We start from the raw sequence: 21,234 nt of genomic DNA, 5'->3' as shown, positions 1-21,234 counted from the left end.
ATCCGGGCGGATCAGAAATCGTCAAAGAGAGCAGAGAATAGACCCAGCCCGACTAGGCCAAGACCGCCAACAGCGAGGCCGCTGATGACGGGGTCAGATTCGTAGCGGCGGTAGTATCCCTGTACCCACGGGGCATAGTCGGGGCCCGCCTGCCAGTAAGGCAGCTGGGCGCCATTGACGTCGACGGTACGAATCCATGGGGAACGACCCTGTTGAACGCGCTGGGCATCGGCGGCGCATGCGGGAACCTTGCGCGCCACCCCGCCGTCGGGCGAATACATGACGTCAGTCGTCGACGGGCCATGTGCCGGATCAAAGAAACACGGTGGACGCACCTCGGGGATCGGCTCACCGTTAGCGCGAGCTTGCACGCAGGCGATGGCGTGCCGCCCCTCCTCGAGGGTTTCAGTTACGAGCGGGATCGAGCGGGTGCTCTTGTCCTGGGCCATCAGTGTCTTGGCGCGGTCATAGCAATCAAGGGCCATATTCCAGTCCTTGCGACCGTCAGCCGATATATCCTTGCCAACCATTTCCATGTCGAGGTCTCGTAAGGCCTCGCCGAAGGTGGTGACGTCCTCTTCTGTTTCCTGCCGCATCTGGGAGACCTTGGCCTGAATGGCTTTCGCCCGCTGAGCCTCCAACTCGCGGGACTGACGCTGGGCACGCATAAGTGATGTTGTCGTCGCCACGAGCCCCACAAAGAAGAGGAGGAACAGCAGGAGGTTACCGGACATGATGACCAGAATGCCGCCTCGAAGCGACACTCACAAGCGAAACCATGTTCTGACCCTCACTCATCAACAATTTCACACACGACCTCACCTGAGGAGACCGTTGAGCCGACCATGGCGTTGAGGTTGCGAACAATGCCGCTGCGATGGGCAGCGATAGGCTGCTCCATCTTCATGGCCTCCATGACGACGATCTGGTCGCCTTCGTTGACCTCTTCTCCCTCTACGACATTAACCTTGATGATTGTTCCCTGCATCGGGCAGGCCACAGAGTTGCCGGTCGTTGCGGCGCGGCGACCGGCGCGGTTGCGACGGGTAGGTCGGTGAGATTTGGTGCTGGGGACCTGACGAGCGCCGTGCAAGGAGGCGGGGATACGCACCTCAACGCGTTTACCGTTGACCTCGACGACGACCTCACGAGGAGGCTCGGAATTGGCAGACTCGCCCAGAGACCCGGTGTATGGCTCGATCTTGTTGTCGAACTCGGTTTCGATCCAGTCGGTAAAGACGCCGAAGCAGCCGTCGGCGGCAGTGAAAGCCGGGTCGTGAACCACCGCCTGGTGAAAGGGAATGACCGTCGGCATGCCGTCGATGACGATTTCGTCGAGGGCGCGGGCAGCTCGAGCCAGGGCTTGCTCACGGCTATCACCAGTGATGATGAGCTTGCCGATGAGGGAGTCGAAGGCACCCGGCACCGTCATGCCGGAATGGTATCCCTCGTCCATGCGGACGCCAGGGCCGTACGGTGGCTGCCAAGAGGTGAGGGTTCCGGGAGCTGGCATGAACCCCATTCCGGGGTCCTCAGCGTTGATGCGGAACTCGAAGGAGTGACCGCGCAGCTGTGGGTCCTCGGGCGTCAGGTGACCGCCTTGGGCGACATGGAACATCATTTGCACCAGGTCGACTCCGGCCACTTCTTCAGAAACAGGGTGCTCTACCTGCAGCCGGGTATTGACCTCGAGGAAGCTGATTGTTCCGTCTTGACCGACGAGGAATTCGCAGGTTGCGGCGCCGACATATTCGGCCTCCTTGAGGATGGCGCGGGAGGACTCGTAGAGACGGGTCAGTTGCTCGTCACTGAGGAAAGGTGCCGGGGCCTCCTCGACGAGCTTCTGGTGACGACGTTGCAGGGAGCAGTCGCGGGTAGAGATGATCTGCACGGTACCGTAGTGGTCGGCGATGCACTGGGTCTCGACGTGACGCGGCTTGTCCAGGTAGCGCTCGACGAAACATTCCCCACGTCCGAACGCGGTGACGGCTTCACGAACAGCTGATTCGTAGAGTGGGGTGATGTCGTCCATCGAGTGGGCGACTTTGAGGCCGCGTCCACCGCCGCCGAAGGCCGCTTTAATAGCAAGCGGCAGGCCGTGTTCTTTCGCGAATTGGACGACCTCCTCGGGATCATCGACTGGATCAGCGGTGCCCGGGACGAGTGGCGCACCAACTTTTTGGGCGATGTGGCGGGCCTGTACCTTGTCGCCCAGGACGCGGATGGCATGTGGCGGTGGGCCGATCCATAGGAATCCAGCGTCGATGACGGCCTGGGCGAAGTCGGCGTTTTCGGAGAGGAATCCGTAACCAGGGTGAATAGCGTCGACCTCAGCGCGGCGGGCGACGTCGAGGATCTTGTCGACGTCGAGGTAAGTCTGGGCAGGAGTGACGCCGTTGAGAGCGAAGGCCTCATCGGCGAGTTTGACGAACAGCCCCTCAGAGTCGGAGTCTGCGTAGACGGCCACGCTGGTGATGCCGACGTCCTTGGCGGCACGGATGATGCGTACCGCGATCTCACCGCGGTTCGCGACGAGTACCCGCTTGATGGTCCTATCCACAGTTCCTCCGATCGGCTTTTGGGGACGGGACGCCCTCACGGCGAGTCTAAGGGGTTGACGTACGTCGCATGGTCATTGTCCATCTCTTCTTCCCCTCGCCACCGTGTAGCGACGTTGATGTGGGAGCCCTGGAAAATCTCGTTCTGGTTGCATGGATGGCAGTGGGAATCTTGCTGACTAGCTTTGCCATAAATAGGTGGGGTAGTCGTTGTGGGTAATCGGAGACGACGCGCGAGGCCGCTAGCCTGACCGTCATGGCGACACCACAGTTCATCCTGGACCTGAGACGTCATATTGGTCATGCGCCATTATGGTTGGCCGGCAGTAGTGCTGTCGTGGTGCGTGATGGCCCTCGGGGGCCTCAGGTGCTGTTGGTGCAGCGGGCCGATGACGGGCAATGGACGCCGGTCTGCGGAATTATAGAGCCGGGGGAGAGGCCCGATGAGGCCATCCTTCGCGAGATCCACGAAGAGACAGGGGTAGTAGCAGAGGTCGTCCGACTAGTTCGGGTTAACGTGGCTGCCCCCGTCACCTATCCCAATGGCGATCAGTGCCAGTTCCTCGACCACGACTTCTTGTGTCGGTGGGTGAGCGGTGAGCCCATGGTCGATGACGACGAGTCCAGCCATACCGGGTTCTTCAGCATCGACCAGCTGCCCCCGATGGTGCCGCGTCACCGTCGGCGCATCGAGACCGCGCTCAATCCTGCCGATACCGTCATCATGAGTTCGGACATGGTGAGCCCAGACATCCAGGAGGTCCGATGAGCCTTTCCCAACTCTCCTCCCGAGTGTGGCAGTACGGCAAGGTCATCGCAGAGTCGGTGCCTTTGGAGACCCTAAACGAGGAACTCTCCGATACCAGGACGCTTAGCTGGTACGACCTCACCGCTCCTGATCGTGAGGACATCGACATCTTGGCCGATGAGCTTAATCTGGACTTTCACACTGTTGAGGATGCCGAGGCTCCCGGCGAGCGCCCGAAGGTTACCCGCTATCCTGACCATCTCTTCCTCACGACTTACGCCGCGACCATTGGTGAGACCGATGATCCCAACAGTCGTTTGATCGTCTCGCGGGTTTCGGTGTGGGTGTTCGCGCACGGCGTCGTTAGTGTTCATCGCAACGATCTGCCAGAGATCGCGGAGGTACTCAACCGCCTCGACGCGAACCCGGACCTCATCTCGAATGGGCCGATGGGTATCGTCCACGCTATTCTCGATGTCCTTGTTGACGGCCATTTCGATACCGTTCAGCATCTCGACGACGTGGTTGAAGACGTAGAGGACCAGCTCTTCGACGACTCCATCGATACCCAGCAGGTGCAACTTCGGGTTTACCGGCTGCGCAAGGAGCTGGTGCAGTTTCGTCGGATCGTGCTCCCGATGCGCGAGATCGTCTCGACGATTAGTCGTCCGAGTAGGGAAGCTGTTGCTGTTCCGCGTGTCCTTGAGCCTTATTTCAATGATCTTTACGATCACTCCATGCGGGTGTCAGAGTGGTCCGATTCCCTGCGGGACCTGGTCGCGACGATTTTCGAGACGAATCTTTCCATTCAGGATGCCAAGCTCAATATCGTCATGAAGAAACTGGCGGGTTGGGCGGCCATCATTGCGGTACCCACCCTTGTCACCGGGTGGTTTGGTCAGAATGTGCCCTTTTGGGGGGGATGGACGACCCTTGGGGCTGTGGATCTCTACGGTATTGGTCGTTGCATCGAGTGTCCTCCTGTATTTGGTGTTCCGTAGGGAGGACTGGATATGAGCAGCGGGCGGGTGATTGTGCGTGCTTGCTGGGGTGGGACATGCGCCATGGATGGGTGGAACCGACGCGGCCGGTGCCTGGTCGCACCGAGGATCGACGTTGATCGAGGTGCGAAACGGCGGGGGCGCCCACCTGTGATGGTGGGCGCCCCCGCCGTGTTGCGGGGTGATGGCCGTTATGGGGCCATCACCGTGGGATCACACACCCGTGTGAGGCATTAGCCCTGGGTGGCTGGGGCCGACCGGAATCATGGTCGGGGTTGGTGTCGGAACCACTGGTGCGGTGACCGTGGTGGTTTCGGCGTGTTCACCGCACTTGCCCTGGGCGAGCACCTTGCCGTTGTTATCGGTGAGGGTCTCCACCCAGTAGTAGGTGCCAGCTTCCCCGACGGTCACCTTCGGAGAGGCGATGTCGATGGGCTGGACGTGGTCGCCGGCCGGAACCGCGACGGGCTTGGTCGTGATAACCGAGTCGCCGCACATGTTCGGTAGTAGCCCCTTGTGGGACAGCTTGAACGTGATGTGGGCGCCTTCGGGGACCGTGCCGGTGATGTGGGCGGTGTCGCCGAAGGGCTTGCCCACCTCGGCGGTCTGGTCGGCGGTGGTGGTCACTTTCACATGATCCGTCGGGGTTGGTGTCGGCGTCGGGGTTGGTGTCGGCGTCGGGGTTGGTGTCGGCGTCGGGGTTGGTGTCGGCGTCGGGGTTGGTGTCGGCGTCGGGGTTGGTGTCGGCGTCGGGGTTGGTGTCGGCGTCGGGGTTGGTGTCGGCGTCGGGGTTGGTGTCGGCGTCGGGGTTGGTGTCGGCGTCGGGGTTGGTGTCGGCGTCGGGGTTGGTGTCGGCGTCGGGGTTGGTGTCGGCGTCGGGGTTGGCGTTGGTGTCGGCGTCGGCGTCGGGGCCGGACTTAGTGGCTGGATGGGAACAATGATGCGATCTTGGTGCCCCTGTTGCCCTGCTTCAAGGCTCAGGGCTGCACCGGCGAAATCTGAGGTCCCCCGTGCGTCGGACGTGGAGTCCAACGGATCTGAGACAGGAACAGCCTTTTTGATCAAATAATTATAAAGACTCGATATGTGCTTCTTTGCACTGTCGGGAACGGATACCAGCCTACCATTTTCATATTCGGTGATGTCATCGCTTTTCAGGGTGAAATCGTCACTGAAGTGCCATATTGCCGCCTGGGTGGCGGTTACGGCATCCCTGTGATCGGATCCTGTTGCATCATCGTTCCCATTAGCGGCGTTAGCTTGCTTCTCTAACTCGTCAAGAGCTTTGCTAGGGTAGCCGTTTTTTGCAATCCACCCAATCTTGGGGAGTGCGTTGGTGAGATTATCGTTGTAATGTGGTTTCAGTTCACTCCACTTGGTGAGAGTACCAGTGTCCTGATGGTACCGCTCTTGAAGTGAATTCTTCTCAATGCAGTACGCCAGTACTGGATCGCCATCTAGTGTATGAGAGTTGTCTTCTGTGTCCGTCGGGTGGAGCGCCGTTAGATCAGCAAGCCCCGCAGCTGCTCCATCTTCGAGATAATATCCCGTGTAATAGAAGAGGCCGTCCCTCAGTGAGTCGCTGACGTAACTTGGGAGTTTCTTGTAGAAGGGGGAATCTGCGTATGCGGTCAATGACACCGAGGCTTGATCTCCAGCCTTCGCATGAATTTCATTTACTGCGTCAGCCTTCGCGGGGAGCGGGGGCAGTAAAAGCGCAGACCCAGCAATGAGCACTCCGGTCAATACTGCGGTCGTGGGGGATTTAAACATTTGTTTCATGTGGTTAGATGATCCTTTTGTTTTGGCTGTCTTGGAAAAATTATGTGAAACGAAAAATTATGTGAAACGATTGGTTGAGGGCTTTCTTTTTTTCTCCTTTTCCTTCGAAATCGTCAAATCAACGCGCAATCATATCAGAAATTATATACAGTGTCAACTGGGTAATTTGTGTTATGCGTTCTCGTGGCAAGACTTCCGGTCGCACGTGCGGCGAGTTGATCGCATTGGTCGCGTATTATCCCCGCGATGATTCGGTTAAAGGTGCTTGGGGCTGTATGACCGTACCTCTGGGGCGTTGGCGGCATGATAATGGATGTGCCGAATGGGCCTTGCATATGCCATCAAGTGAGATTTGAGGCCGAAGAGGGCTGTTGGGTTGCTATGCGTTGATTGAGGCGCCGCGTCGACGCGGCCGGGGCGAACGGAGGTCACCTGGACTACGTCGCGTTCTTCTTCGCGTAGGGCGCGGGTGAGCGCTCGCAGTGCGTACTGTGAGGCCGCGGGTGGCTCCGGTCACGAGGACGGAAAGTCTGAATATCTGCGCTATGAGACGGATTCTGTGGAATTATGTGGGGCAAAGGTGCAAGTCTCAGGGTGAGTGTTGCACGAATTCACGATGACGAGGAGTTCGTGTCCACCCGGTTCGCGAACTTGTGACGTCATCGGGGACTTCTGACTCGGGTCCGGACGGGGCTTGTGACACCCGCCTTCAGGGGAGAGGAGCGCAGATGATTAGTCTCACCATTGGACTAGCACTTGCCGTATCGATAGCCATCGGCCGCGTTCGGAAGATCAACATCGGTCTCGTCGCGATTCCGTTCGCCTACATCATCGGCGCGTTTTTCATGCATATGAAGCCGTCCGACGTCATCGACCTGTGGCCGACCCACATCTTCTTTGTCATCCTCGCGATCTCGTTGTTCTTCGGATTTGCGATGGCCAACGGCACGCTCGCGGAGATCGCCAACGGGTTGCTCTATAGATTCCGTGCGGCTCCAGTCATGCTCCCGGTCATGATCCTCCTCGTGTCCGTGCTCATTTCGGCCTTGGGTGCCGGGTACTACGCCGTCATGGTGCTTATGGCGCCCATCGCTCTCCTCACGTGTCGCAAGATCGGGATCAACCCGCTCGTTGGTGCGTTGTGCGCCGACTGCGGGGGCAGGTGGGGTCGAACTTTATGGTCGGCCTCAACGGGGTGATTTTCCGTAACCTCATTACTGGCGAGAGGTTTAGCTCAAACGAGGCTTTCGTGGTCTCGACGACGATCTTCGTCGTCTACCTCGTCATGACTTTCTTCATTATCCTGACGATGCTCTTCATCTCCTCGCATCAACGCAAACGCGACGGAATGATGGCTCAAAAAGTGACCTTTGCCGAACCCATACCACTGGACCGACGTCAGCGCACGAATGTGTGGCTCATCGGGGTTTTCGTCGTCATTCTTCTCGTGCCGCCGATCCTCCATCTTTGTATGCCGCACAACTCGGCCGTGACCTGGGTGAACTCGCGGGTCGATGTCTCGCTCTTCGCTATCCTCTTCGCCATTGTCTGTGCGCTTATGAGGGTCGGTGAAGAGAAAGAGTCGCTCTTACACGTACCGTGGTCGACCCTCATCATGATCGGTGGGATGGGCATGCTCGTCTCGATAGCTGTCAAGGCGGGCACGATCTCGTTGCTTGCTGGGTGGGTTGGACACACACCGAGACTGCTCATCCCCGTTGTTCTGTGCTTCCTGGCGGCAGTTTTGAACATGTTCGGCGGCAGTTTCGTCGGGGTTGTCGCCCCGGCTCTGTTCCCAGTCGTGGCGACCCTCGCGAGGGCGACCGGCATGAGCCCGGTGCTCCTGTACACGAGCACGACGATCGGTGGTCTGGCCACCGGTATCTCGCCATTCTCGGCCGGCGGAGCCATGGTTCTGGGATTCACCGACAAGGACGAGAGGGACGACATGTTCCACCGTGAGTTCGCCGTCGGCCTGCCTGTCTGCGTCGGCGCAGCGCTTGTCGTGAGTTTCTTGTGCTCGCTCGTGCTCGGCTGAGGGGGAAAGGATGAGCCGTGGTGACGTTGCCATCGGCTATCCCACCAATTCTGGGCCACGTTGTGGTTACTCCTCGGCAATTCCCGACGTCACTGGGAAGGTCTTCTAGACTTGATAGCGTGACGAAGATTGCACTTGCTATTGCCGGGTCCGAGGCGTCCGGTGGCGCTGGAGCCCAGACCGACCTCAAGACTTTTCACCAGCTCGGGGTGTTCGGATGCACGTCCTTGACGTGCATCGTCTCGTTTGACCCTCACAATGACTGGGGACACCGGTTTGTGCCGGTGGACCCGCAAGTCATCCATGATCAGATTGAGGCGGCCGTTGCCGTCCATGGTCGGGTCGACGCCGTGAAGATCGGTATGCTCGGCACCCCGACGACGATTGGCGTCGTCGCTGAGGCTCTTGAGAGCTATCAGTTCCCTAAGGTCATCCTTGATCCGGTGCTCATCTGTAAGGGTCAGGAGCCCGGTGCCGCCTTTGACACCGACAATGCTTTACGCGAGAAGCTCCTGCCACGCGCTGACGTCGTGACTCCGAACCTCTTCGAGACTCAGACCTTGGCCGGGGTGGACGAGATCACCTCCGTGGAAGCCCTTAAAGATGCTGCCAAGCGGATTGGTGACCAGGGAGTTCCGGTCGTCATCGCCAAGGCCGGCACCCTGCTGGACACTGGCACCGCTCTGGACGTCTACTACGACGGCCATGATTGCGAGGTCCTTGAAGTTCCTGCCGTCAGCCAGGAGCGCGTCTCTGGTGCTGGATGCACCTTGGCTGCCGCGATCACCGCGGAGATTGCCAAGGGGGCCAGCGCCCTCGATGCTGTCCGCACTGCTAAGCAGGTTGTCGTTTCGGCGATCGAAAACCGGATGCACGGCAACGCCCCGTTCGACTGCGTTTACCAGGGAAATTACCGAGCCTGAAACCATCACAAGGTTCACATGATGTTGGCCCCGGCATGTGATGACGCTGGGGCCAACTTGCCCCCCGCGCCCTGCTGATGGCCCGGGTCGTGCTGCGGGGTGGATCAGCCGCGGAAGACTGGGCGCACTGAGAGTTCTTCGATCATGGCGTCCGCGCTGGCTTCCAAGGCTGCGCGCACGGTGACGGCAACCGACTGTGGGCGCAGATGTTCGGCGGCGTTGTAGGGGCGCCCGGCCTGGGCTTGGAGCTCCACCTGCATGTCGGTGTCGACGCGGCCGGGGTGGATGGAGGTTACCCGGACTATGCCGCGTTCTTCTTCGCGTAGGGCGTGGGTGAGTGCTCGCAGTGCATATTTTGATGCTGCGTATACGCCACCGCTGGCGGGGGTTCGCAGGAATCCTGATCCGGAGTTGATCATGATGACATCGCCGTGGCTGGCGCGTAGTAGTGGAAGTACTAGGCGAGTGAGGTCGGCGACGGCGATGACGTTGATCTCTAACACTCGGCGCCATTCGTCTCGGGGCTGGGAGCCAATATCGCCAGGTGACGTCGCGCTCACTCCTGCACTGTTAATAAGGGCGTCAAGGTGGTCTAGTTGGGAGACGGCTGTAGCGGTGGCCTCCTCGTCGGTCAGATCGACGACGAAGGGGGAGGCGTTGGGTAGTTCTGATACCACGTTGTCGACGGCTTCTTGGTGGCGTCCTCCCACGATGATGTGGTGGTCACGTCCTAGCTCGTCGGCGATGGCCCGCCCGATGCCGCGGGTGGCCCCGGTCACGAGGACACTCTTAGTGCCATGGCTGTTGTGTGAAATTTCTGACGTCGTGGGGGCTTTCATAACGCCACCGTACTCGTCCTACCAGGAGCGATACCGCGTACACCATGGCCGACGTAGACGCCGGCGCGATGTATCTGCGGGTTGCCAACAACCTCAAGCGTCCCGCCCGCGCCCCTGACAGTGCGATCCATGCTGTGTGTCGTGCCTGATACTGCATGGCCAGGTGTAAGGCGCGATCAGCGATAGCATCGTCGGCATGAATGCCAGGGCAGCGGTTGCGGTGACGGTTCTGCTCGTCGTGGCGGGGTGTGCTCCTTCACACGGGGGAGCCGTGCCGAGCCCTTCTGCTGCATCCGCTACCCCGGCTCCTGTCGGTGCGGAGACGCTGGCGAATCTGGGGTTCAAATATGGCCCCCGGAACTTCCGGCTTCCCAAGGGACTGGCCGTCACGTTACGGGTCGATCACGTCAACAACATCACCCTGCTTACTGGGCCAGATACGTCGGGTAAAGTGCACGATTTTCTTGCCGATAATCTGTCGGCATCAGGTTTTACAGTGACGGGAAATGCCGACGGATCCTTGACTTTCATCTCAAATCGCGGCGACACCAAGGGGTGGAGTGGAGGCTTCACTAGTTCCGACGAGGCGGCGGGGCTGACTTTGCGTCACGGCTGAAGCTGTGGAAGGTACAGGGGGCGTGAGACATATTGATAATCCATGCAGTTCGTCTTGCGTGGCCCGGAACCATCGGTGTAATAATTGCTGTCGCCTCCTATTCTGGGGATGATCGAATATTTCCTTTTTGGGGTGTGTTGTGATGATGTCAAGCATCCACCCAATGAAGGGAAACAATCGTTCGGATTGTGTAGAAGGAGATCGAGATGAGTATATAGCCGTAGGATAATCCTGTTTGGAAGGATGCTTTAAGAGATATTGCTGCGGCTAGCATGAGAAGTCCGGTTGGCTCTCTGATGGTAGTGCTAATTACCCTGACGCAACATCTGTTGCGTGTTGAAGAGTCGCAAGTATGAACCGTTCTTCCTGTTCTGGTCAAACCCGACCATGGGGACGATGTGAACAATATTGGGGGTATCACCCAAGGAGATGCGCTCGGGCTCTTCTGGCCATCGTCGGTTAAACGTCAGGTGGCATGCAACCGAGCGCTCAAGCGGTGCTGACGATAGCGTCGGCTGTAAGGGCGTTGTATGGTGAGCGGCAGTTGACACATCGATGCCCGTAATCTGCGACGGAACCTTAAGCCGCCCCGGGACGATCTTCCCACCGTCAGCCCAGATGGCCACCCTTCGGACCGTTCCACAGTGAGGACCATTCGACGTCGAGGTCCATGAGCATCTGGCGCAGCAGGGGTAGAGAGATGCCGGTGACATTGTGGGGATCACCGTTGATACGAGTAATAAAGGCGCCGCCCAAACCGTCGATAGTGAACGCCCCCGCCACCGCGGCGGGTTCGCCACTGTCCACGTAGGCGTCGATTTCGGCGTCGGTGAGGTCGGCAAATGTGACGACGGTTTGGCCGATGCGGGTCTGCTCGCGCAACTGCCCGTTCACAATGACCGCGACGTGATGGCCGCTCACCAACACGCCCTGGTGACCGCGCATCCGACGCCACCACTGCCGGGCGCGCTCGGCAGTGTGAGGTTTGCCGAGAATGCGTCCGTCAAGGTTGAGAACGGAATCGCAGGCCACCACGATCATCCGGTCAGCGGGGTACTCCTCAAGAGCTCCGGACTCGATGACTGAGTGGGCCTTGAGGCGGGACAACCTCGCCGTCATGGCAACCGCGTCCTCCCCGCGCAGATGACTCTCATCGGCCCCTGATGCGATGACGACGGGCTCGATACCGGCGGAACGCAACATACGTAGCCGGGCTGGGGACTTCGAGGCAAGAACGAAACAGGTCGTCATGTCAGTAGCGTCGCAAAGATCCACGCCAGGCTGCCTGGCCGGGCATAAAAGGTTCACGGATGGTACGCCAATACGATTTCCAGCCGAAGGCGATCGGTCGGTCATCAGGCACGTAGGCGTTTGGGCCGGGGCGAGTGAGCTCGGCCACCACCGCCACCAGCGCGCCGAGCTCTTCGTCGGTGAGATTCCCCTTCGTCACCGTGATTGCGTCATCCATGGTGCCCTCACTCACAGCGGGATGTTTCCGTGCTTTTTGGGAGGCAGGGCCTCACGCTTGGTGCGCAACAGACGAAGGGTGCGAATGACCGAGGCGCGGGTCTCGTGCGGATGGATGACCTGGTCGATCCAGCCTCGCTCGGCGGCCTGGTACGGGTTCGATAGGGTCGTCTCGTATTCGTCAATGAGCTCTTTGCGCTTGGCCTGTGGATCAGGATCCGTGGCAAGGGTGCGTCGATGCAGGATGCTGACGGCCCCCTCGGCCCCCATGACGGCAATCTGCGCGGTAGGCCAGGCCAGATTGACGTCGGCGCCGAGGGTCTTGGACCCCATCACGATGTAGGCGCCGCCGTAGGCCTTGCGGGTGACGACGGTCAGTAGCGGCACGGTGGCCTCAGCGTAGGCATAAATGAGTTTGGCGCCGCGGCGGATAATACCGTCGTGCTCTTGCTCGACGCCGGGCAGGAAACCAGGGGTGTCGACGAAGGTGAGCACCGGAATGTTAAAAGAGTCGCAGGTGCGTACGAACCGGGCGGCCTTCTCAGATGCGTCGATGTCGAGGGTGCCGGCATTGACCATCGGTTGGTTGGCGACGATGCCGATCACGCGACCTTCAATGCGTCCGAATCCGCAGATGACGTTGGGGGCGAAGAGTTCGTGGATCTCCAGGAAGGTGTCTTCGTCCAGCACGGTCGTGATGACCTCGTGCATGTCATAGGGCTGATGTGAAGAGTCCGGGATGAGAACGTCGAGCTTGCGGTCGTGATCGGTGATCGTCAGGTCGGCCTCGCCATCGTCGTAGAACGGCGGATCCTCAAGGTTGTTCTGCGGAAGATAGCTAATGAGGTCGCGGACGAACTCGAGAGCATCGTCCTCGTCATTGGCCAGGTAGTGGGAATTGCCCGACTTGACGGAGTGGGTGCGTGCGCCGCCCAGCTCTTCGAGAGAGACGTCCTCACCGGTGACTTGCTTGACGACAGCCGGGCCGGTGATGAACATCTGGGAGGTCTGGTCGACCATAACAATGAAGTCAGTGAGGGCAGGAGAGTAGACGTGGCCTCCGGCCGCCGCACCCATGATGATGGAGATCTGGGGGATAACACCGGAGGCCCTGGTGTTGCGGCGGAAAATATCACCGAAGCGGGCCAGTGAGGCCACTCCCTCTTGGATGCGTGCGCCGCCGCCCTCATTGATGCCGATAAGGGGACAACCAGTCTTGACGGCGAAGTCAATAATTTTGCAGATTTTCTCGCCGTAGACTTCGCCGAGGGATCCGCCGAAGATAGTGACGTCCTGGCTGAATACACAAACCGGGCGACCATGGATCGCGCCGACACCGGTGATGACCCCGTCGGTGTACGGACGTTTGCGATCCATGCCGAAGTTCGTTGAGCGGTGACGGGCGAACTCGTCAAGCTCAGTAAAGGAATCTTCATCGAGTAGCCGTAAGATGCGCTCCCGGGCGGTCATCTTTCCGGTGGCATGTTGCTTTTCGATGGCCGAGGGGGATGCGGCATTGACGGCCTCGTCGATCCTCCGACCGAGGTCGGCGATCTTCCCGGCCGTGGTGTGGATGTCGATCTCCATATGCTGAGACTATCCGTCAGAGGCGACAAATGTGGTGCCGGGCCGCTCCCCGGGACGACTTATCCCCGGGACGATTTAATAGTGCCGCGGGATCACTGGGAGGCAGTCGTCTCCTGCCGACTCACAGATGCACTAGCGCGCAGCACCACCGCCACAGCAGCCAGGGCAACCGCGGTGATGATGACTGGCAGGTAGAGGCTGTGGGAGACCGGATTCGTTGCCGCTCTTCGGCACACTGCTGAGGCCAGGAAGGTGACGATGAAGGCCAGGCTGTCGAGGCCGAAGTGTGGATCGGCATGAGATGCGACGACAACGAGGAAGATTGCGGCGATGCCGGTCGTGGTACAGGTGAGAGTGGCGCTCGACTGCGTATCGGGTAGAGGGCCGATAATCGCCAGGCACAACAGTGCTGCGATGAGGAACACGGCGAGGATACGACGGGAGTGCTCGTAGAGCGTTTGCATGGTGTCTCCGTATTTATTGCCGCGGCGATCTGTCGTCTCTTTCAGCGATGACATATCTATTTAGGATAACAATAGGGAACCCGGCGTTGGTCCGGCCGTCGCGCGTGGGTACTTTTGGGTAGTCTGAGCAGGTGCCGTCCACACCTTCGCCTATTGCTGATCGCGTTCTTGAGCTTGCTGGGGACACCCTTTTTACGGGGCCTCGTGGGGGAGGAGTTACCTGCATTGACTCCACCGGTTCCACTAACGCCGACATGGCTGCTTTCGTGCGAGCAGGGGGAACGTCTTTCTGCCTACTCGTTGCTGACCACCAAGAGGGCGGGCGTGGACGGTTCACGCGCAGTTGGCAGGATGTCCCCGGTACGAGTTTGGCGATCTCAGCGTTGGTGCCCAATGATCGTCCATCGCAGGACTGGGGCTGGCTGTCGATGGTTGCGGGGCTTGCCGTTGCCAAGGTCATCGAGGAGGTCGGTGGGGCTGACCGTTCCCGAGTGACGCTGAAGTGGCCCAATGATGTGCTCGTGGATCTGGACACTGACCAGGGCGGCAAAGTGTGCGGAATCCTCTCAGAACGCGTCGATGGTCCAGCCGGTCCGCACGCCGTCATCGGAATCGGCATCAACGTTTCGATGGGGCGTGACGAATTGCCCCTGCCGACGGCGACCTCTCTGGCTCTGTGTGGGTTGAACCACGACAAGAATGAGTTGCTGGCCAGCCTTCTCATCCACCTTGACGAGCTATTAACAGTGTGGTTTGAGACCGGAACGGTGCGAGATCAGTATGTGGCCCGCTGTGACACCATTGGTACTCCGGTCCGTCTGACCTTCGACCCAGAAATCGTGGGTGGTGGTGAGGGGGTCATTGAGGGCATCGGTGTCGACGTTGACGTTGATGGCGCTATCGTGGTGGAAACTTCTGACGGGCGTCGCAGTTTCAACGCTGCTGACGTTCATCATTTGCGAACCAGGTGAGTTCCGCTACGGCGTCCTGAGCGTTCCCACCATCTAGACTGCTGACTATGACGACCCACATCTTGGCCCTTGGTGGTGGCGGTTTCTCGATGTCGAACCGCGGTGAGCCTACCGCTCTCGACCGTCACATCCTTGACCTGTCTGGAAAGTCTTCCCCCCTGGTGTGCTTCGCCCCCACCGCAGCTGCTGACGATCCGGTCTACGTCAACCGTTTTCTGGCCGCCTATTCGGCCCTCGGGGTGCGCAACATGGTGTTGACACTGTGGCAGGGAGCAGCGGAGTCGGTGGAGCGTCTCTCTCAAGCGGACATCGTTGTCTCTGGTGGTGGATCAGCCGCCAACCTTATGGCGCTGTGGAAGACGCACGGGGTCGACCACGTGATTCGGCGCATGATCGCAGCTGACAGCGACGTCGTCCTCGCCGGTGTCTCTGCTGGTGCAGCGTGCTGGTTCTCCGGGTGTCTAACTGACGCTTTCGGGGATCTGCGAGCTTGGCGTGGCGGTATGGGTCTGTTGGACGGTTCTTTCTGTCCTCACTTCGACGGTGAGTCCGAGCGAGCGCCTATCTACGCCCAAGCGGTCGCCAACGGGGTGCTTCCTGACGGATACGCGGTCGACGATGGGGCGGCGGTGCATTTTGTCGACGGAATGTTCGCTGGGGCGGTCGCTGAGCATGAAAGGGCCGAGGTATCAAGGTTCTCTGCCTCTGACGAGCCGACATCGTCGGGAGTTCTGCGCGAGGAGCTCGACGTCACCGTGCTGTGACCGATTCCTCGCAGTAGTCGTTCAGGTACTCGCCGTATCCGTTGTCCGTCAGGTCCGTGAAGAGGTCGACGACCCGACGTGCCCCGGGGACATCGTTAAGCACCATCTGGTCGGACGGGGTAGTGAGGATGAGTGTTCCGCAGCCCATCATCCGGTCAAACAACGTGGCCTGCCATGACACATCAATGAGGCTGTCAATCATGACATCGTGGCCGCGTCGAACGACAACGCCATGGCGTAACATGACGCGGCGATCGGTGATCGTCATTGTTGTCGTGAACCATGTCAGCCAGGGGGAGAGGGTGCCGACGATAATGAGTGCGACTACGATAGTGACAACGATCGGCCAATACTGTGCTCGCATGTCGGAAGGCATGATTCCAAGCAGAGCGGCCGCTCCGACAACCCCAACAAACCCCATGACGACGGGCCAGAAGAGGGCTTTGGCGTGACGACGGGTGTGCACGAGTACCGTCTCGTTACGGTTATGCCTCAGTGGCTGTCCAACTCGCACCATGTTTTCAGTATGGACGATTCGCGCTGCGAAGTGGTTGCGGCTGCCGGAGGTGAGTCTGAGTCCTACGCCCGTCACGGTGGGCGTTTTATGTCCGGTGGTCGTTACGATGAACGTCGTGACGTCTTACACCATCGGAATCATTGGCGGCGGGCAGTTAGCCCGCATGATGCATCAGGCTGCGATCGGATTGGGGGTGCGCACCCGCCTGCTGGCCTCTGATCCTGACGAGTCTGCGGCCCAGGTGATGTCTGACGTCGTCGTTGGCTCCCACCTCGACCACGACGCTGTTATGAATTTCGCCGCCGGGTGCGATGTCGTCACCTTCGACCACGAACACGTACCGACGGTCCTCGTTGAGGAGATGGAAGAGGCCGGGTACGCGGTCCGCCCAGGGTCGGCCGCCATGGTTCACGCGCAAGACAAGGTCGTTATGCGTGAGTTTATGGAGCGCGAGGGTTTCCCGAATCCTGCGTGGCAGGTTTGCGACACTCCCGAAGACCTCGTCTCTTTTGGTCATGACCGTGGCTGGCCTGTCATTGCGAAAACCTCCCGTGGCGGTTATGACGGCAAAGGAGTGTTCAAGATCGACGGCCCCGATGGTGTTGGTGAGCCCTTTGACGCGGCCGGGGATCTGGCTGACGGCAAGCAGCCAATTCGTATTCTCGCGGAAGAGTTCGTCGATTTCCGACGCGAACTCTCCGCGGTCGTCGTGCGCTCCCCGTCGGGTCAGGGAGCCGCGTACCCGGTTACCGAAACTGTTCAGCGTTACGGGGTATGTGCCGAGACTATCAGCCCGGCCCCTGACCTCTCGTCGGACCGTCAAGTTGAGCTGCAAACCATGGCGCTCGACATCGCTGGACGCCTCGACGTCATCGGGGTGCTGGCAGTCGAGCTGATGGAGCGTGAGGACGGATCCGTCGTCGTCAATGAGCTGGCGACCCGTCCTCACAACACTGCCCATTGGACGATTGACGGAGCTGAGACGAGTCAGTTTGAAAACCACATGCGAGCCGTGCTTAACCTACCCCTCGGTTCACCGGCCCTGACCGCTCCCGTAGTTGTTATGGCCAACGTCCTCGGTGGGTCCGAAGAGGATTTGACCGGGGCTTTGCAACATTGCTTCGCTCGTGACCCAGAACTTCGCGTCGAGCTGTACGGCAAGTCCGTGCGGCCCGGTCGCAAGGTCGGTCACGTCACCTGCCTTGGTAACGACATTGAGACGACTCATCGTCGGGCCCGCCATGCCGCCGCCTACCTTATGGGAGAACACGATGCCTGAGACCACCACTGCCAGCCGTAAGCCGCGCCGAGGTGAGAAGGTCAAAACAACCACCGGGGGAGCACGCCGGCTGGCGTGCGACGCCAATGGCCCTCAAGTGTCGATCATCATGGGCTCGGACTCTGACTGGCCGACGATGGAGCCTGCGGCTCAGGTGCTTACCGACTTCAATGTGGGTTTTGAGGCTGACGTCGTGTCGGCCCACCGCATGCCTGAGGACATGATCGAGTTCGGTCGAGGCGCGCACAAGCGCGGTATCAAGGTGATCATCGCCGGTGCTGGCGGTGCCGCCCATCTGCCGGGCATGGTCGCCGCGCTGACCCCGCTGCCGGTTATCGGGGTTCCCGTGCCGCTAGCCCACCTCGACGGTATGGATTCCTTGCTATCGATCGTTCAGATGCCAGGTGGTGTGCCGGTGGCGACGGTCGGCGTCGGTAATGCCAAGAACGCCGGCCTGCTAGCGGTACGGATTCTTGCCGCGTCGACCCCTGAGTTGTGCGAGGCCATGGTCAAGTACCAGTCCGATTTGCACGATGTGGCTGCGGGCAAGGGCGAGAAAGTGCGTCGTCACTCCCGTCCCTGAGCGACTACCGAGAGTTCATTGCTGAGCTGGCCCGGGATTGGGCCAGCTACGACCCGTTCATTAGATCAGCGACAGGGTTAGTGACAGGTCAACCGGTTGAGCATACAGTCGGTGAGACATGATCGGCATCGGGCCGCAGGACGTCGATCCAAGCGGGGCTGACACGGCGTCCAAGGTAAGCCAGGTGTGCCCGTCGGGCTTCAGGTCCCAGGTATGGGCAGCAGTCCGCAAGGCCTGTGAAGTCCACGGCCGGGCCGCGAATGCCGGCCAGCTACCGTCTGCAGTGATCCGCAGACCGCCGTTCGAACCGCTGATCGTCAGTTCGTGGACTCCCTGGCGAAGGCCGTTCTCCTGGGGCATGACATAGGGGGTTTGCAGGTCATCCACCTCTCCATTCCAGCGTCCCCAGATGGCGGCGTGCTGAGAATCGGGATAGTTCTCGGTCGGCCCGAGGCCAAACCATGAAACGGTGGTCCATTCTGCGGGCAGGCCGATTGTCACGCCAATGCGACCGAGCATGGTCGGCCAGTATCCGTGTGGATCGACGTGGAGGTCAAGGTGCACCCCTTCGGAACCATCATTGGTCTGGATGGCGCGCCAACTCCACGTTGTCGTCATGGAATTGCGTGCGGCGGCAGCAGCGCTGCGAGTAACGACGACTAACTCATCGCCCTCGTCGCGCACCGACGTTGTGGTGTGGACGAGCCGGTCGAGACCAGCTGCGAGTGCTGCGTCACCGATAGTGTTGCGGGCCAGTGAACTTGCCCGATCGTTGTCAATGGGGGCACGGAAGAGGTCAAGAACAGGAGCGACGAGGTTCGCGTTACCCCATGTCACGAGGCGACCACGACGGTCAAAGTGTGCTGGTCCGAGACTCCAGCCAGTACCGTCACGATGCGACTGTGACGATGCCGGAAGATAGAGGCGGGGGCCCGGCTTGGGAACCAGCAGAGCTGATGTCCGGGCTACAACGTGACCGGCCGGTGCCCAGATGGTGTCCTTCACCAGCTTCGCTTCCACGACGACAACCATCCGATCGGAGATCTCGTCAGGAAGTGGCACGGTCCCAGTCCAGATTTGGTGGGCGGCCAGGGCGCCGACCTCGAGAACTCCTGTCTGGACGTACTCGTCGTCGTTAACGAGCTGCCACACGAATGTGAGGTCGGATAGGTCTGAGAAATCACGTCGGTTGATCACGGTGATGCCGTTGCCATCGCGCAGCTGCTCGCCGTCGACCTCGATGCGCACCGCCCCCATCGTCGCCGTAAACTCCAGCAGGCCTGGAGAAGGAGTGCGATCGGGCAGGACGAGCCCATCACAAACGAAGTTTGAATCGTGCAGGACCTCACCGAAGTCGCCCCCGTAGGCATAGCCACGTCCAGTGTCGATGCCGTGATCGATCCACTCCCAGATGAATCCACCATGCATGCGGTCACGGTGGAAGTGCGGGTCGAAGCAGCGCTCCTCGTAGGCGTCGAGTTCTCCGGGGCCATTACCCATCGCATGGGCGAACTCGCACATGAAGAAGGGCAGCCCGAGCTCGCGTCCCGTCTGCGGAGCGGGCTCGGCCCCGGGCATGACGGTGCGGTCCCGCACGGCCTCGACCCACTCCATGGACGGATACATGACCGTCCATACATCGCAGATGGTGTGGGCGTCGTCCCCCTCGTAGTGGGTGAAACGGGATGGGTCACGATTCTTAACCCAGTCGTTCATAAGGCGAATGCCTTCGCCACAGTGGGATTCGTTGCCCATCGACCACCCGATGATGGCGGGATGATTCTTGTCGCGTTCGACGGTGCGTTGAATGCGGTTAAGTAGGCAGTCATACCAGCGGTCGTCGTTGGTCGGGTTGCCGTCCCAACCACCCCTCTCGAAGCCATGGGTCTCGAGGTCACACTCGAGGAGGACCCAGACGCCATATTCATCGCACAGATCGAGGAAACGAGCATTCGGCGGGTAGTGCGAGGTGCGAATGGCATTGACGCCGTGGCGCTTCATGAGCTCGAGGTCAGCGCGCATCGTCTGCTCATCGAGGGTTCGCCCGGTGCGTGGATGCCATTCGTGGCGGTTAACCCCACGGAATACGATTTTTTCTCCGTTGACGGTGATGATATCTCCGGCAATGGCGACACTCCGGAATCCGATCCTTATAGTGACGGTTTCGGTATCAGTGGAGACCGTGGCGTCGTAGAGCTTGGGGGTTTCGGCGGTCCACGGTTGCGCGTCGGGGATCGCCACTTCGGTGTTGCAGGTGGTGGCGAGCTCGAGCTCGGGGATGGCCACGGTTGCGCCCTCCGGCCCATCGATGAGGAGCTTGGCGTCACCGTCCCAAGAGGCATGGACGAAAAGGTCGTCAATGCCGCCATGAGGCCGAGCCAGCAAGGTGACCTCGCGGAAGATTCCTGACATTCTCCACATGTCTTGGTCTTCGAGGAATGTACCGTCAGACCACTGGCTGACGGCCACAGCGAGCACATTGCGGCCAGGACGCAGCTGCGACGTGACGTCGAATTCGCTGGTGAGACGCGAACCCTTGGTCCATCCCAGTTCGACCCCGTTGAACCAAACACGGGCAAAGGAATCGACGCCCTCGAAGCGCAGCAGCACTCGCTCGGCGTCGGTGAAGTCTTTTCCGACCTCGAAGGTGTGGCGGTAGCACCCGGTGGGGTTCTCATTGGGAACGACGATGTCCTCGTCTGAGGCGGGAACCGGGATGGGGTAGTTGGTGTTGAGGTAAGCCGGACGGCCAAAGGGCGCGTTTCCGGCTGGGTCGACCATGTGCCAGGAGGACGGCACGGCGAGGTCGACGAAATCGGTGTCGTCGAACTGAGGATCGGGGAAGCCAGCCGGTGTGTCGTGGGGTGAGTCGACTAGCTGAAACCGCCAGGTTCCAGACAAGTCGAGGGTGGGGGCGTCGGTATGCAGGTGAGCTCGGGGAGCTACCGGACCGTGCCAGGGAATAAGGTTCGTCAGAGCATCGTCGAGCCTGTGTGCGGTGTCGGCATTGGCAACCATGGCACCAACCTTAGAGAGTCATGATGAAAACGTGTGCATCACGCTCTCAAAAGGGTGACTATCGGTAGTGCCCGCCTAG

The 21,234-nt window shown here is 60.1% G+C and carries 21 protein-coding genes and 2 pseudogenes; 10 read left to right on the top strand and 13 right to left on the bottom strand.

Annotated elements, in window-relative coordinates; translation table 11 throughout:
• Positions 1-11: 11 nt before the first annotated feature.
• From CPA42_RS09155 to CPA42_RS09145, 3 genes are read right to left on the bottom strand one after another with little or no spacing between them, the layout of a single operon-like run.
• A complete protein-coding gene (locus tag CPA42_RS09155) occupies positions 12-734 on the bottom strand; it encodes a hypothetical protein (RefSeq protein WP_002519601.1) in 723 nt (240 codons plus the stop codon).
• 56 nt (positions 735-790) lie between these two features.
• On the bottom strand, positions 791-2,560 hold the full coding sequence (locus tag CPA42_RS09150) for an acetyl/propionyl/methylcrotonyl-CoA carboxylase subunit alpha (RefSeq protein WP_002516539.1): 1,770 nt from the start codon (positions 2,558-2,560) through the stop codon (positions 791-793).
• Positions 2,561-2,595: 35 nt separating this feature from the next.
• On the bottom strand, positions 2,596-2,853 hold the full coding sequence (locus CPA42_RS09145) for a hypothetical protein (RefSeq protein ID WP_002517673.1): 258 nt from the start codon (positions 2,851-2,853) through the stop codon (positions 2,596-2,598).
• Between CPA42_RS09145 and CPA42_RS09140 the strand changes: the two genes are divergently transcribed.
• Both CPA42_RS09140 and CPA42_RS09135 read left to right on the top strand, forming a co-directional pair.
• Positions 2,815-3,327, top strand: a complete 513-nt coding sequence (locus CPA42_RS09140; protein ID WP_002516550.1) for an NUDIX hydrolase — start codon at positions 2,815-2,817, stop codon at positions 3,325-3,327. The two genes, CPA42_RS09145 and CPA42_RS09140, sit on opposite strands and share 39 nt — an antisense overlap.
• Positions 3,324-4,323, top strand: a pseudogene (locus tag CPA42_RS09135) (magnesium transporter CorA family protein). The gene CPA42_RS09140 and the pseudogene CPA42_RS09135 overlap by 4 nt, the downstream one beginning before the upstream one ends.
• A gap of 197 nt (positions 4,324-4,520) precedes the next feature.
• On the opposite strand, the gene CPA42_RS09130 reads toward CPA42_RS09135, so the two are convergent.
• Both CPA42_RS09130 and CPA42_RS09120 read right to left on the bottom strand, forming a co-directional pair.
• Positions 4,521-6,089, bottom strand: coding sequence for a thioester domain-containing protein (locus CPA42_RS09130; RefSeq protein WP_107127875.1), 1,569 nt, complete (start codon positions 6,087-6,089; stop codon positions 4,521-4,523).
• Between the two features lie 390 nt (positions 6,090-6,479).
• Positions 6,480-6,590 (bottom strand): annotated as a pseudogene (locus CPA42_RS09120) (short chain dehydrogenase); the annotation flags it as partial.
• A 227-nt stretch (positions 6,591-6,817) separates the two neighbouring features.
• Here CPA42_RS09120 and CPA42_RS13265 point away from each other — a divergent pair.
• The 3 genes from CPA42_RS13265 to CPA42_RS09110 all read left to right on the top strand — a co-directional run bounded on the left by CPA42_RS13265 (position 6,818) and on the right by CPA42_RS09110 (position 9,050).
• Entirely contained in the window at positions 6,818-7,288 is a 471-nt protein-coding gene (locus CPA42_RS13265; protein WP_002516546.1) for a Na+/H+ antiporter NhaC family protein, read from the top strand.
• Positions 7,252-8,127, top strand: a complete 876-nt coding sequence (locus tag CPA42_RS09115; RefSeq protein WP_230647751.1) for an SLC13 family permease — start codon at positions 7,252-7,254, stop codon at positions 8,125-8,127. The genes CPA42_RS13265 and CPA42_RS09115 overlap by 37 nt, the downstream gene beginning before the upstream one ends.
• Before the next feature lie 119 nt (positions 8,128-8,246).
• The gene (locus tag CPA42_RS09110; protein ID WP_024513583.1) at positions 8,247-9,050 is read left to right on the top strand and encodes a hydroxymethylpyrimidine/phosphomethylpyrimidine kinase; all 804 of its coding nucleotides are present in this window, start codon (positions 8,247-8,249) and stop codon (positions 9,048-9,050) included.
• A gap of 104 nt (positions 9,051-9,154) precedes the next feature.
• Here the strand turns inward: CPA42_RS09110 and CPA42_RS09105 are convergent, their stop codons facing one another.
• Positions 9,155-9,889 carry an SDR family oxidoreductase gene (locus CPA42_RS09105; protein ID WP_002516523.1) on the bottom strand — a complete coding sequence of 245 codons (735 nt, stop codon included), beginning with the start codon at positions 9,887-9,889 and terminating at the stop codon, positions 9,155-9,157.
• A gap of 196 nt (positions 9,890-10,085) precedes the next feature.
• Between CPA42_RS09105 and CPA42_RS09100 the strand changes: the two genes are divergently transcribed.
• The gene (locus CPA42_RS09100; RefSeq protein WP_002516552.1) at positions 10,086-10,505 is read left to right on the top strand and encodes a hypothetical protein; all 420 of its coding nucleotides are present in this window, start codon (positions 10,086-10,088) and stop codon (positions 10,503-10,505) included.
• A 305-nt stretch (positions 10,506-10,810) separates the two neighbouring features.
• On the opposite strand, the gene CPA42_RS09095 is transcribed toward CPA42_RS09100, so the two are convergent.
• The 5 genes from CPA42_RS09095 to CPA42_RS09075 form a co-directional block, all read right to left on the bottom strand.
• On the bottom strand, positions 10,811-11,131 hold the full coding sequence (locus CPA42_RS09095) for a hypothetical protein (protein WP_002516529.1): 321 nt from the start codon (positions 11,129-11,131) through the stop codon (positions 10,811-10,813).
• Positions 11,115-11,756 (bottom strand): Maf family protein, encoded by a 642-nt coding sequence (locus tag CPA42_RS09090; RefSeq protein WP_002551197.1) that lies wholly within the window; start codon positions 11,754-11,756, stop codon positions 11,115-11,117. The genes CPA42_RS09095 and CPA42_RS09090 overlap by 17 nt, the downstream gene beginning before the upstream one ends.
• Before the next feature lies 1 nt (position 11,757).
• Positions 11,758-11,973 carry an acyl-CoA carboxylase subunit epsilon gene (locus CPA42_RS09085; protein ID WP_002516542.1) on the bottom strand — a complete coding sequence of 72 codons (216 nt, stop codon included), beginning with the start codon at positions 11,971-11,973 and terminating at the stop codon, positions 11,758-11,760.
• A gap of 11 nt (positions 11,974-11,984) precedes the next feature.
• On the bottom strand, positions 11,985-13,559 hold the full coding sequence (locus CPA42_RS09080; RefSeq protein WP_002516540.1) for an acyl-CoA carboxylase subunit beta: 1,575 nt from the start codon (positions 13,557-13,559) through the stop codon (positions 11,985-11,987).
• Between the two features lie 92 nt (positions 13,560-13,651).
• Positions 13,652-14,077 (bottom strand): hypothetical protein, encoded by a 426-nt coding sequence (locus CPA42_RS09075; protein WP_002516518.1) that lies wholly within the window; start codon positions 14,075-14,077, stop codon positions 13,652-13,654.
• 170 nt (positions 14,078-14,247) lie between these two features.
• Between CPA42_RS09075 and CPA42_RS09070 the strand changes: the two genes are divergently transcribed.
• Both CPA42_RS09070 and CPA42_RS09065 read left to right on the top strand, forming a co-directional pair.
• Positions 14,248-14,994 carry a biotin--[acetyl-CoA-carboxylase] ligase gene (locus CPA42_RS09070; RefSeq protein WP_254926905.1) on the top strand — a complete coding sequence of 249 codons (747 nt, stop codon included), beginning with the start codon at positions 14,248-14,250 and terminating at the stop codon, positions 14,992-14,994.
• 47 nt (positions 14,995-15,041) lie between these two features.
• Positions 15,042-15,758 carry a Type 1 glutamine amidotransferase-like domain-containing protein gene (locus CPA42_RS09065; protein WP_002516536.1) on the top strand — a complete coding sequence of 239 codons (717 nt, stop codon included), beginning with the start codon at positions 15,042-15,044 and terminating at the stop codon, positions 15,756-15,758.
• Here the strand turns inward: CPA42_RS09065 and CPA42_RS09060 are convergent.
• Complete coding sequence (locus CPA42_RS09060; protein WP_002519369.1) at positions 15,745-16,275, bottom strand: PH domain-containing protein; 531 nt, start codon at positions 16,273-16,275, stop codon at positions 15,745-15,747. The two genes, CPA42_RS09065 and CPA42_RS09060, sit on opposite strands and share 14 nt — an antisense overlap.
• A gap of 106 nt (positions 16,276-16,381) precedes the next feature.
• Between CPA42_RS09060 and CPA42_RS09055 the strand changes: the two genes are divergently transcribed.
• Positions 16,382-17,554 carry a 5-(carboxyamino)imidazole ribonucleotide synthase gene (locus CPA42_RS09055; protein WP_002516545.1) on the top strand — a complete coding sequence of 391 codons (1,173 nt, stop codon included), beginning with the start codon at positions 16,382-16,384 and terminating at the stop codon, positions 17,552-17,554.
• Entirely contained in the window at positions 17,547-18,137 is a 591-nt protein-coding gene (gene purE, locus CPA42_RS09050; RefSeq protein WP_002516520.1) for a 5-(carboxyamino)imidazole ribonucleotide mutase, read from the top strand. Before CPA42_RS09055 ends, purE begins: the two co-directional genes overlap by 8 nt.
• A 60-nt stretch (positions 18,138-18,197) precedes the next feature.
• Here the strand turns inward: purE and CPA42_RS09045 are convergent, their stop codons facing one another.
• Positions 18,198-21,155 (bottom strand): glycoside hydrolase family 2 TIM barrel-domain containing protein, encoded by a 2,958-nt coding sequence (locus tag CPA42_RS09045; protein WP_002516535.1) that lies wholly within the window; start codon positions 21,153-21,155, stop codon positions 18,198-18,200.
• Positions 21,156-21,234 lie beyond the last annotated feature (79 nt).

This window comes from Cutibacterium acnes (assembly GCF_003030305.1).
In the GTDB taxonomy this organism is placed as follows: domain Bacteria; phylum Actinomycetota; class Actinomycetes; order Propionibacteriales; family Propionibacteriaceae; genus Cutibacterium; species Cutibacterium acnes.
The sequence above is the reverse complement of the archived record's forward strand: the minus strand, read 5'-3'. Positions and strand labels throughout refer to the sequence as shown.

What these genes read in the sequence shown, in the direction of transcription:
- CPA42_RS09155 (WP_002519601.1), bottom strand. Translation starts at nt 734, where the DNA reads ATGTCCGGTAACCTCCTGCTGTTCCTCCTCTTCTTTGTGGGGCTCGTG.
- CPA42_RS09140 (WP_002516550.1), top strand. Translation starts at nt 2,815, where the DNA reads ATGGCGACACCACAGTTCATCCTGGACCTGAGACGTCATATTGGTCAT.
- CPA42_RS09145 (WP_002517673.1), bottom strand. Translation starts at nt 2,853, where the DNA reads ATGACGTCTCAGGTCCAGGATGAACTGTGGTGTCGCCATGACGGTCAG.
- CPA42_RS09130 (WP_107127875.1), bottom strand. Translation starts at nt 6,089, where the DNA reads ATGAAACAAATGTTTAAATCCCCCACGACCGCAGTATTGACCGGAGTG.
- CPA42_RS13265 (WP_002516546.1), top strand. Translation starts at nt 6,818, where the DNA reads ATGATTAGTCTCACCATTGGACTAGCACTTGCCGTATCGATAGCCATC.
- CPA42_RS09105 (WP_002516523.1), bottom strand. Translation starts at nt 9,889, where the DNA reads ATGAAAGCCCCCACGACGTCAGAAATTTCACACAACAGCCATGGCACT.
- CPA42_RS09100 (WP_002516552.1), top strand. Translation starts at nt 10,086, where the DNA reads ATGAATGCCAGGGCAGCGGTTGCGGTGACGGTTCTGCTCGTCGTGGCG.
- CPA42_RS09090 (WP_002551197.1), bottom strand. Translation starts at nt 11,756, where the DNA reads ATGACGACCTGTTTCGTTCTTGCCTCGAAGTCCCCAGCCCGGCTACGT.
- CPA42_RS09085 (WP_002516542.1), bottom strand. Translation starts at nt 11,973, where the DNA reads ATGGATGACGCAATCACGGTGACGAAGGGGAATCTCACCGACGAAGAG.
- CPA42_RS09080 (WP_002516540.1), bottom strand. Translation starts at nt 13,559, where the DNA reads ATGGAGATCGACATCCACACCACGGCCGGGAAGATCGCCGACCTCGGT.
- CPA42_RS09075 (WP_002516518.1), bottom strand. Translation starts at nt 14,077, where the DNA reads ATGTCATCGCTGAAAGAGACGACAGATCGCCGCGGCAATAAATACGGA.
- CPA42_RS09065 (WP_002516536.1), top strand. Translation starts at nt 15,042, where the DNA reads ATGACGACCCACATCTTGGCCCTTGGTGGTGGCGGTTTCTCGATGTCG.
- CPA42_RS09060 (WP_002519369.1), bottom strand. Translation starts at nt 16,275, where the DNA reads ATGGTGCGAGTTGGACAGCCACTGAGGCATAACCGTAACGAGACGGTA.
- CPA42_RS09055 (WP_002516545.1), top strand. Translation starts at nt 16,382, where the DNA reads ATGAACGTCGTGACGTCTTACACCATCGGAATCATTGGCGGCGGGCAG.
- purE (WP_002516520.1), top strand. Translation starts at nt 17,547, where the DNA reads ATGCCTGAGACCACCACTGCCAGCCGTAAGCCGCGCCGAGGTGAGAAG.
- CPA42_RS09045 (WP_002516535.1), bottom strand. Translation starts at nt 21,155, where the DNA reads ATGGTTGCCAATGCCGACACCGCACACAGGCTCGACGATGCTCTGACG.